The 10,757-nt window shown below is 28.7% G+C and carries 8 protein-coding genes; all 8 read left to right on the top strand.

What is annotated here, in order from left to right:
* The first annotated feature begins 53 nt into the window (after positions 1–53).
* The 8 genes from ABIN17_03155 to ABIN17_03190 all read left to right on the top strand — a co-directional run bounded on the left by ABIN17_03155 (position 54) and on the right by ABIN17_03190 (position 10,740).
* Complete coding sequence (locus tag ABIN17_03155) at positions 54–893, top strand: hypothetical protein (protein MEO0284055.1); 840 nt, start codon at positions 54–56, stop codon at positions 891–893.
* A 34-nt stretch (positions 894–927) separates the two neighbouring features.
* Positions 928–1,776 carry a 3-hydroxybutyryl-CoA dehydrogenase gene (locus tag ABIN17_03160; GenBank protein MEO0284056.1) on the top strand — a complete coding sequence of 283 codons (849 nt, stop codon included), beginning with the start codon at positions 928–930 and terminating at the stop codon, positions 1,774–1,776.
* Between the two features lie 41 nt (positions 1,777–1,817).
* Complete coding sequence (locus ABIN17_03165) at positions 1,818–2,444, top strand: endonuclease V (protein MEO0284057.1); 627 nt, start codon at positions 1,818–1,820, stop codon at positions 2,442–2,444.
* Positions 2,445–2,512: 68 nt separating this feature from the next.
* Positions 2,513–5,344: a kelch repeat-containing protein gene (locus ABIN17_03170; protein MEO0284058.1), complete on the top strand. Its 2,832-nt coding sequence runs from the start codon at positions 2,513–2,515 to the stop codon at positions 5,342–5,344.
* A 68-nt stretch (positions 5,345–5,412) separates the two neighbouring features.
* Positions 5,413–5,808, top strand: coding sequence for a nucleoside-diphosphate kinase (ndk, locus tag ABIN17_03175; protein MEO0284059.1), 396 nt, complete (start codon positions 5,413–5,415; stop codon positions 5,806–5,808).
* Positions 5,808–7,133 (top strand): NFACT RNA binding domain-containing protein, encoded by a 1,326-nt coding sequence (locus ABIN17_03180; protein ID MEO0284060.1) that lies wholly within the window; start codon positions 5,808–5,810, stop codon positions 7,131–7,133. Before ndk ends, ABIN17_03180 begins: the two co-directional genes overlap by 1 nt.
* Entirely contained in the window at positions 7,130–7,771 is a 642-nt protein-coding gene (locus tag ABIN17_03185; GenBank protein ID MEO0284061.1) for a hypothetical protein, read from the top strand. Before ABIN17_03180 ends, ABIN17_03185 begins: the two co-directional genes overlap by 4 nt.
* The gene (locus ABIN17_03190; GenBank protein ID MEO0284062.1) at positions 7,753–10,740 is read left to right on the top strand and encodes a hypothetical protein; all 2,988 of its coding nucleotides are present in this window, start codon (positions 7,753–7,755) and stop codon (positions 10,738–10,740) included. The genes ABIN17_03185 and ABIN17_03190 overlap by 19 nt, the downstream gene beginning before the upstream one ends.
* Positions 10,741–10,757 lie beyond the last annotated feature (17 nt).

Below are 10,757 nucleotides of genomic sequence, written 5' to 3' on the forward strand. Positions count from 1 at the left end.
ATTAAAATTTTATAATAAAGGTTCAAGCCCTTTCTATTTTAAAAGGAGAACCTGTGAAAAATTATTTTATATTATTAATAATGGCTCTTCCTTTTATTTTGTCCTGTAAAAAGAAAGAGGAAAAAAAGTTGACTGGAACCCCGATAGCAAAGGTCGGTAATGTTTATATTACTCAGGATGATCTTGAAAAGGGTTTGCCTCAATTTGCTTACCAGTTAATGGGAGAGGAACAGAGAAAAGAATTTTTTAATTATGTTATTGACCTTGTTATTTTTTCTCTTGCAGCTGAAAAGGATGGGATAGATAAAGAGCCTTTGATGAAAGAAAGATTGTTGTGGGCAAGAAGAATGGTTTTATCAGATGAGTATTTCAGGAGAAAAACTCAAAATATAATTATTAGGGAGTCAAAAGTTGATTCCTTTTACAAAAGTTTTGAAAATGACTTTTTAAAGGAAATAGAGTTTGTTTATTTCTTTGTGAATACATTGAGAGATGCTGAGAATATAAGGAACATATTAATGCAGGGTGTTTTAACTCCTAAACTGATTGAAGAAATTACAGCAAAATATAATGCAATTGGTGATATTACCAGTGTAAATGCAGGATATTTACATCTTGAAACAGCTCTTCCTTTTCCAAAAGAAATAGCACAGGCTCTTTTAAACCTCCCGAAAGGACAAGTTTCTGATGTTATTTCTGTTCAGAATCCACCTGGGTTTGCTATTGTTAAAATATTGAGCACTTCGCCCACTAAACTTTCAAAAAACGATATTTTGAGCGATATAAGGCAGTATATCCAGTTAACAAAAATTATAAAGGTTAAAGATTCTTTGCGAGAGGAGCTGAAGAAAACTTTCCCTGTTGAAATTTATACAAGAGGGGGTACAAAATAGGTTCAATTCCTTTATAAAAATTAACAAAAAATTTATGAAAGTTGGAATCTGTGGTGCAGGAACAATGGGAAATGGTATAGCCCATGTTTTTGCTTTAGAAGGGTTTGATGTTATTTTACAGGATATTTCAATGGAGATTGTTGATAGGGCAGTAAATACAATTTCATCCAATATGGATAGGCAAATTAAAAAGGGTATAATTGATGAGAGAAAAAAGAAGGAAGCTCTTTCAAGGATAAAAAAAACAGTTTCCCTTGATGATCTTTCTGATTGTGACCTTATAGTTGAAGCAGTTTTTGAGGATGTAGAAGTTAAAAAAGAACTTTTCAGGAAATTAGATAAAATTGTTAAAAAAGATGCAATTTTTACTTCTAACACTTCATCAATATCAATAACTCTTCTTGCCTCTCAAACTGAAAGACAGGAGAGATTTTTAGGTATGCATTTTTTTAATCCTGTCCCAGTTATGAAACTTGTTGAAATAGTTAAGGGAATAAGAACAAGTAATGATACAATAAATTTTGTTTTTGAACTTGCGAAAAAAATTGGAAAAGAACCTGTTATTGTGAATGATTATCCTGGATTTGTTTCAAATAGGATTTTAATGCCTATGATAAATGAGGCAATTTATGCTTTAATGGAAGGTGTTGCTTCAAAGGAGGAAATAGATAAAGTTATGAAACTTGGTATGAATCATCCAATGGGACCCCTTGAACTTGCAGATTTTATAGGGCTTGATGTTTGTCTAAATATATTGGAGGTTTTATACAGGGATTTAGGAGACCCTAAGTATAGACCCTGTCCCCTTTTAAGAAAAATGGTAGAAGCAAATTTACTTGGAAGAAAAACTTTAAAGGGTTTTTATGATTATACAAAGGGGTAAATTTAATTAATAAAAAAATTGATTTTGAGAAATTAAGAGAGATACAAAGAAATCTTGCAAAGAAATTAAAATTTAAAAAGATTAATTTAAAGAAAATAAGGTATGTGGGAGCCTGTGATGTTTCTTATAAAGAGAAATTCGCAAGAGGAGCAATAGTTTTATATGATTTAAAGGAGGAAAAGATAATTTATGAGAAAGTAGTTGAAAAAAAAATCAGCTTCCCCTATGTTCCAACTTTCTTATCTTTTAGAGAGATTCCTGTTTTAGAGGAGCTTTATAAAAAATCACCTATTAAGCCTGATGTTTTATTTATTGATGGTCAGGGCATACTACATCCTTTTAAACTTGGACTTGCTTCTCATTTTGGAGTGCTTTATAATATTATTACAATAGGTATTGCTAAAAACAAACTGGAAGGAGAAATTAAAAAAATGCCAGAGAAATTAATGAAAGCAGAACCAGTATATATGGATGGAAAAATATCGGGCTTTTGTTTAAAGCTATCAAAGGGAAAAAAATATTTATGGATATCTCCAGGAAACCTGATTACCCCAAGAGAAGCCCTTCATTTTACTTTAAAATTCATAAAAGATGGGTATCATTTCTTAATGAAAAGAGCAGATATATTGAGTAAAAAATGTGATTTAAATCACTTGAAAAAATTTTAAATGGATGTTATAATTAACTTTATTTTAAAATTATAGGGTTCAAATCCCTTAAAAATTAAGGAGGTTTTATGAAGAAGTTATTAGTACTGGTGATAGGTTTTGCCTATCTGGTAGCTTCTCCCCTATCCCTTTTCCGTCCCTCTGATAAAAAGGGTCTTGATATACCCCTTAGGGCAAAACCAATTTATAATAAAAGGGTAAAAGGTTCTTCAAATTACCAAATTCTCCAGACATGGACTACAATATTTTCAGAAGATTTTGAATCTGGAACAATGCCCACTGGATGGACTGTTACTGATGGAAATAATGATGGATATAGTTGGACTGTTGGTGTTTCAAATGATCCCTTCTATCCGCCGAATTATGGAACAAATTATTTATACTATTCAGATGATGATGCGGGTTCTTCTGCACCACCTGGTGATGAAATTCTCACAACAAGCTCTTATTATATACGGAAAATTGCTAACTTGAGGTTTATATATGCCTATGATTTTGAGGAATACTTAGGACAACCTTATGAATATGGAGAAATCCATGCGAGGTTCTTTTCAGGAGGAACATGGTCTCCATGGAACATGCTTGTTCAGTATTACCAAGATACAGGTCCAAAATGGGATACCCTTGATCTAACATCCTTTTTACCAGCAGATTCTGTTCAGCTTAGATTTATATATAGAGACCCTTCTGGTGAGTGGGCCTGGGGATTTTATCTTGATAATTTCCTTCTTGAAGGAATTTTGCAAATTAATGTCCTTTTTGTTGATGATGACCAAGGATTAACATATGAAAGTTATTTTGTTAATTCTCTTTCTTTTTTAAATGTTGACCATGATACTTTTGTGGTTCCTGCAGGTGCAAATAATGGTCCTGATTCTCTCTATATGTCAAATTATGATATTGTTATATGGAATACAGGTGATGATTGGACCTATACACTTACAGCACAGGATACAGTTGAAATCAAAAAATACTTAAATGCTGGAGGTAGATTATGGTTATCTTCACAAGATGTGCTCTATAATCTCGGGACAAGTGTCTCCTGGATGCACATAACAGGTTTTACAAATGATATAGGCTGTCAATATGCAACAGGTTTGGGTCCTGTTATGCAGGGATTCAGTTTTGCTACAAATGGGAATGCTATGACTGATTTTGCAGATGCTATTAATCCTGATCCATCAGCCTATCCTGAGGTTGTAAATCAGGATAATTATATAAATTCACTTTCATACTCAGGAACATACAAACTTTTCTTCAATACCTTTGCTTTTGAGAATATAGCAGATCCTTATGATAGACATGAATTTGCAAGGAGAGTTTTAAGGTTTTTTGGTTATATTTTGCCCAAAAGGGATGTGGGAGTAAGCTCAGTTTATCCAACAGGTTTAATGCAAATTGGTGATACAGTTCAGATATCGGCTACATTTAACAATTTTGGAACTCTTTTCCCTGAGAACTTTGCTGTTCATGTAGAAGTTAGAGATCCATTAAATAATGTTATTTTAACAAAAGATAGTATTATTACGGGATTTCAGCCTCTTGCAAAGGATACAATTTGGGCAGGAAGTGTTATACTTTCCTTGGAGGGAATATATACTATAAAGGCTTATACAACAAGTAATTTTGATGAGGATGCTACAAATGATACTGTTATCGGTCAAATATATGCTTCTCCATGGGGTTCCTGGACAATTTATCCTTCTCCGAGTGTAAATTATGACAGGTTAACTCACGCAACAGTTTACGATTATGATAACGATAGGATTTATATGATAGGTGGGACACCAAATGGACAAGCAGGTTCAAATGTTTCATATAATTACAGGTTTGATCCTTTAAATAATACATGGGAAACTAACCTTGCACCCATGCCAACACCGAGGGGTTGGATACAGGGTGTTTATTATAATGGCTTTATATATGTGGCAGGTGGGTATTCTAACTCTCAAACTGCCCTTTCTGTTTTTGAAGCTTATGATATACAGAATAATGCATGGGTAAATCTTCCTGCTTTACCATCCCCAAGATTAGCTTATGGAGCTGTTGCATGGAACGGTAGTGTTTATATTCTTGGGGGACTTGATGCAAGTTTTAATGCAACAAACACTGTTTTAAGGTATGATATATCAAATAATGCATGGACTTCCGCTACAAGTCTTCCTTTAAACTTCTTTATGGGTGGTGTAACTCATATTAAGGATACTATATACATAGTTGGAGGTTATACAGGAACAGGAGCCTGGACAAATCTGTATAGGGGAATAATTGATCAGAATAATCCGGATCTGATTACATGGCAGGATCTTGGTCCTCTTCCCTATCCTAATATGAATAATGCTGCTGTTAGTTTACCGGGTTCAATTATAATGATAGGAGGTTTTGTAAATGCAGCAACAGTTACAGATTCTGTATGGGAATACAAAATTCAATCAGGAACATGGGGACCTATACCTAATTATGTTGTCCCTGTTGTAAGAAATCATTTTGCAGTAGGAAGAAAAGCAAGAGGTGGAACAGGAGATAGAATTTACGTTGTTGCAGGTGATGCATATGGAGACTGGGATCCACCCAACAATTATTACTATTACCTTGAAAGACCTGCTGCAATTTCTGTATCTGAAAAGGGAGAGAAAGTGAATAAGCCTTATCTTTTTGTTAAGAGTAATCTTTCAAATGGAAGCTTTGTTATTAATTTTCTCCTTACAGAAGATAAGGATGTTGATATAGGTCTTTATAATATCCTTGGTCAAAGGGTGGCAACAATTTTCAAGGGAACAAAATCAAAGGGTGAGTATACAATAAACTTTAATAAAAAAGACCTGAAATCTGGAATATACTTTATCAAAATGGAAACAGGAGATAGGATTCCTGTTCAGAGGATTGTAAAGATAAAGTAAAAAAGTTTAAATCTTTTAATTTCTAAGGGGAGGTTCAAAGCCTCCCCTTTTTATTTTATAATAATAATATGGAAAAAACTCTTTTAATAATAAAACCAGATGCTGTTAGAAGAAATTTGATTGGTAAAATAATTTCAATGTGTGAGGAAAATGGATTTAAGGTATTGAATATAAAAATGGAAAAATTAACAAGGAAAAAAGCAGAAAGTTTTTATAAGGTTCATAAGGGAAAGGATTTTTTTGAAAATCTTGTTAATTATATCACCTCCGACTATGTTGTTGCTATTTTACTTGAAAAGGAAAAAGCAATTGAAACTTTAAGAGAACTTGTTGGGGCAACTGATCCAAAAAAAGCAAAAAAAGGCACAATAAGGCATCTTTTCGGGATAAGTATAACAGAAAATTCTGTTCATGCCTCTGATTCAAAGGAAAGTTTTGAATATGAAGTAAAGCACTTCTTTTAATGCATTTTTCTGAATTTTTTTTCCCAGTTTTAAAAAAAGAAATAGATGAAATATTTAAGGGGAAGAGGGTTAAAAAATTCTTATTTAGCGATAAAAAATTTTTTGTCATTTTTGATGATAAAAATGTTTTAAAAATATCACTTGAGTCACAGAATTATTACTTTTTGCCTTGTATTTCTCCCCTTACAGAAAATAAAAACTTTTTAGAATTTAAAGAGCTTCCATATTTAAAGGATTTTGTTTATAAAAATTCAAAAATAATAGAAGGGGAAAGAATTTTTATAGCAAATTTTGTTAAGAAAAACCCTCTTGGAGAAATTGAAAAAAGAAAATTAATAATTGATTTTACGAGAAGAAAAAAAGAACTTTTGATATTGAAAGATGAAAAGGTTATATATTCCTTTTCAGGATTAAAAGAATTTAAAATAGAATTTCCTGATAAAATTAATATTTTTAAAGAAAATAATTTAGAAAAGATAAAAGAGTACACTCAAAAATTCTTACCCTTTTTATATGAGGTTATAGAAAGAGAAAAAGAAATTTCAGATTTTAAAGAAATTCTTTATAAATATTTTAAAGGCCCCTTTTATGTTGATAAGGAGAAAAAATTGCATTTGATCAAGAAGGGTAATTTTTTTGAATTTAAAAAATTAAGAGAAGCTCTTTTTTATATATACAGGGACCTTGAAAAAACAGAAATTGAAAAAACAAAGGTAAAAGAAAAAAAAGAAAAAATTTTAAAAAAAGAAAAATTTGACCCTGAAATATATAAAATTAAAGGGGAAACAATTTTACTTAATTTAAATCAGATTTTAGATAAAAGGGGGGTATTTAAACTAACTCACCCTGAAAATGGAGAAGTTGAGGTTGAAATAAAGTTTTCTGAGACACCCCAAAAAGCAGCAGAAAGGTATTTTGAAAGATATAAAAAACTTAAAAGAGCTAATTTAATTAAAGAAAAAGTTGAAATTGAAAAAGAAAAAATACAAAGTTACAAAGTTTATATTTCACCTTCTGGTTTTAAAGTTTTAGTTTCAAAAAGTAAGGAATATGCCAATGAAGTTACCTTTAAAATTGCTAAACCTAACGATTATTTTTTCCATGTTAAAGATATAAGAGGAGCACATGTTATCTTGAAATATGAAAAAAATAAAGAATTAAAGGAAGAAGATGTAAAATTTGCTGCTGAATTAGCAAAAAAACATAGCAAACTAAAAGGTGATGAAAAAGTTTATGTTCTTTATACTTTGAGAAAATATGTTAAACCTATCAAAGGAGAAAAAGGACTTGTTAGAATAAAAAGAGAAAAGGTTATACTTGTATGATAAAATTTTTGCTTTTTCCTTCCACTCTTTTTATTTTTTTTAATTTAAAGAACTATTATATAAAAGTTTTTCCCCCTGATACTTTAAACTTTGAGAAACCTTTTAATTTCGTAGATGTTAAAACTGACGGTTTATTCATTTATTTTTTAACAAGGGATGGAAAGGTTAAATCCATCAATCCCTATAATGGAACTCTCAAATCAGAATTTAAAATTAATTCCCTTTTATATGCTTTATACTTTGATGTTACAGATAGGGGTAATTTTTATTTTTTTATTTCAAAGGGGGGAACATCAAAAATTTTAAAAATAAAGTTTTCTCCCTTTGATACTACAGTTTATTATTATGATATTGATAAAAATTTGTTTGATTTTTTCTGTATAGATGATAGTTTTTTTATTTTTGTTTTTAAAGACAGAATTTCAGTTTATAAAAATGGGAAACTAACCAAGATATTCAAAAAAAATTATAAAAATTATTTCAAATATAAAAATTCCTTTTATGTATATAGTGGAGATACTCTTTTTTCTCTGCTCATGGGAGAAAAAAAAGAATATAAAGGAAGTTATGATTTTTTGTTTATAATAGATAAAGGTGAGATAGTTAATAAAGATAACAAATGGTTTTTAAAAAATTGATTAATTTGTTTATTTTCATAACACTGAATTCTCAAAATTTTGAATATAAGAGGGAAATAATAACCTTTGAAAGACCAATTATTATACTTGAATCTCCTCTTTTAAATTCCCTCAAAGTTTTTAAGGATACTTTTAAAATCCCTTTTAAATTAAAAAGTGACACTTTATTTCCTCTTTTGCCTCTTACGGAAAAAGATACCTTTTTTGTTGAATATCTTTCCTTTTTTTATAAAAAGGATACAACAGTTTTAAAAATAAAAAGTTTTTTATTGGAAGAAGAATACAGTGAAGAAAAAAAGAAAAGTATGGAAGAGGAGATGAATGTGGAAATAAAGGGTGAGAAAACCCTTTCTGCTTCCTATTCAGGTTACGGTTTTAAGATAGATCAGAGGTTAAATTTTGAAATTGATGGAGAACTTTCAAAGGGTTATAGAGTGAGGGGGAAAATAAGTGATGAATCATTTCCTGAAGAGGAAAATTTCACAAGGAATTTAACAGAACTTGAGGAAGCAAGTTTTAATTTTGAAGGAGAAAATTTGAAGGCTAAAATAGGTGAATTTACTATGAAATCAAATTTTTATCCAAAATTCAGCAAGGAAATTCTCGGTCTTGAATTTAATGCCTATGGTAATAAAAATAATTTTACCTTAATCCTTGGTTATCCAAAGGGAAAATTTAAAACTTTATATATAGAACTTGATAAAAGTAATTTAAATAACTTTTTACTTATTGATCCTTTAAAGGAAAAAATTGTTCCAAATTCTGAAAGAGTTTATCTTGATGGAAGATTATTAAAAAGGGGAAGGGAATTTGATTATATCATTGATTATTCAAATGGAACTCTCACTTTAACTCAAAATGTAAGTTATTCTCTTAATTCAAAGTTAAGATTAGATTTTGAGATTGTAGAAGATGCTTATAGTAATTATATTTTTTCATCAGAGTATCAAAGAACCTTTGCCTTAATGAATTTAAATTTTATGTACATAAATGAAAGTGATATAGCTTCAATGCCTAAATTTCTTTTGAAAGAAGAAGATAAAGAGAATTTAAAAAATGTAGAGGATTCTTCTTGGGTTCTTTTAAATGGTATAAACCTTGTTGATTCAGGGAAGGGAGATTATATTTTGAAAAGTGATACTCTAATTTATGTTGGAAAAAATAAGGGTAATGTTTTACCAAATTTTGTTTTTGTTGGTCCATTTGAAGGTGATTATGAATTTGTTGATGGAAAAAATTATTTTGTTTATGTAGGTGAAGGTAAGGGGTCTTATAAACCCGGAAAATGGGGTATTACTCCAAAAAGGAATCAGAATTTAATTTTTAGTTTAAAATCAGAAAATAATTTTTTAAAAATTGATAATACTTTTGGTTTTTCTCTTTTTAATCCTAATCTCTTTATTCGCAAGAATATATCAGGTTTTTATGGAGATTTTAGATTTAATGTTGAAAAAGGTAAATTTGGCATAGATTTTAATTTTTTAGGTAAAAAAAATTTTAAATCACCCTTTAGAATTTTTGAGGAAAATTATTTCTATTACTGGGGTAAAAATATAAAGGGGAATTTTTATGATACAAGGATAAAACCCTATTTAAAGTTAAATGAAATTTTTAATCTCTATTACACTTACTCAAATTTAAAAAGTGAAAATTTTTTTATAGATAAAAATTCTTATGGATACGAATTGAATTATTTTTTTAAAAATAAAACTGATATAGAGTTTTTTAGTTATAGAAAAAACAGTTGGAAAAGATTTAATTTATATTTTGAAAAAAAATGGATACTATCACCTTTTTATAACTATTTTTATGAAATAGATACACTCAAAATTAAAAAAATTAACGAAAGTTTTGGATTTAAAATAGATTTTAAAAATAAAAGTTTTTTATATGAAATTATATCCTTTAGAAGAAAAAGTTTAAGGGAGTTAAAAAATAATTTCAGAATTCTTTACAGTTTTGATAAACTAAATTTAAAGTTAAGTTCAAGTTTAATAAATTTGAAAGATTCAATAATTTCAAAAAGGGATTTTAATTATTATTTAGAAGCAAATTTTTATCCCAGGAACAATTTATCTTTAAATTTTGTATCAAATTTAATAAGAATGAATGGTTTAAGGAGGGTTTTTGAATATGTAAAAGTTCCAGAGGGAAGAGGTTCATATAGTTATGATTCTCTCAGCAATACTTTTTATCCTGATCCAGATGGTTCCTATATAAGAAAAATAAGAGATATTCCATTGAATGAAGGAATTTTGAAATCTGAAAATGATTTTTCCTTTAATTTTAATGGAGAGAAGTTTTTTTATATAACAAGTGTTTCATATAGAAGGGATAAAAGTTTTGAGCCAAGAACCTATTTTTCACTTATAAAGAATTTAAATTTTAATATTTTTTTGAGTCCCTTTTTGAATTTTATTTACATAAGGGATTTTAATAGAATTTTTGAAGGTTTTAATAGAAATGAAAGTTATGAAATTTTAACTGGAATTAAAAAAACTTATTTTAAAAAAATTTTAGAAATCTCAATAAATTTTAAAAGGGATATTTTTGAAGAACTATTCATTTTTAACAGAAAAAAAACTTATGCTTTACCTTTTTCTATTGTTATCTCTGAAAGTAATATTAATTCTAAAATAAAGCTTTCGCCGGGTTTAGTTATTCTTGAATATTTTAGACCAGAATCTAATAGAGAAAGAATTCCTTTTTTGGAATTTAATTTTAATTTATCATCAATTTTTATATTTAAAACAAAGATTTTTTTTGATTTTAATTTTATAATAAAAAAATCCTATAAAAGAAGTTTTGCTTCCAGTTTTGAAAGGGATAATTGGAGATATAATTTTAGTTTTAAAGTAGAAAGGAATATTACAAGTAATACTATAGTTATTTTGAAATCAGATTTAAGGAGGGGTTCTTTCTCAAAGTCTTTTTATAATTTTTATCTTGAAACAAAGTTGCTTTTTTAATTTTTTATTTTATATAA

Source organism: candidate division WOR-3 bacterium, assembly GCA_039803925.1.
Lineage (GTDB): Bacteria > Hydrothermota > Hydrothermia > Hydrothermales > JAJRUZ01 > JBCNVI01.

Excerpts from the sequence above, each read along its gene's own strand:
- ABIN17_03180 (MEO0284060.1), top strand. The coding sequence starts at position 5,808 with ATGCATTTTTCTGAATTTTTTTTCCCAGTTTTAAAAAAAGAAATAGAT.
- ABIN17_03170 (MEO0284058.1), top strand. The coding sequence starts at position 2,513 with ATGAAGAAGTTATTAGTACTGGTGATAGGTTTTGCCTATCTGGTAGCT.
- ABIN17_03190 (MEO0284062.1), top strand. The coding sequence starts at position 7,753 with ATGGTTTTTAAAAAATTGATTAATTTGTTTATTTTCATAACACTGAAT.
- ABIN17_03160 (MEO0284056.1), top strand. The coding sequence starts at position 928 with ATGAAAGTTGGAATCTGTGGTGCAGGAACAATGGGAAATGGTATAGCC.
- ndk (MEO0284059.1), top strand. The coding sequence starts at position 5,413 with ATGGAAAAAACTCTTTTAATAATAAAACCAGATGCTGTTAGAAGAAAT.
- ABIN17_03185 (MEO0284061.1), top strand. The coding sequence starts at position 7,130 with ATGATAAAATTTTTGCTTTTTCCTTCCACTCTTTTTATTTTTTTTAAT.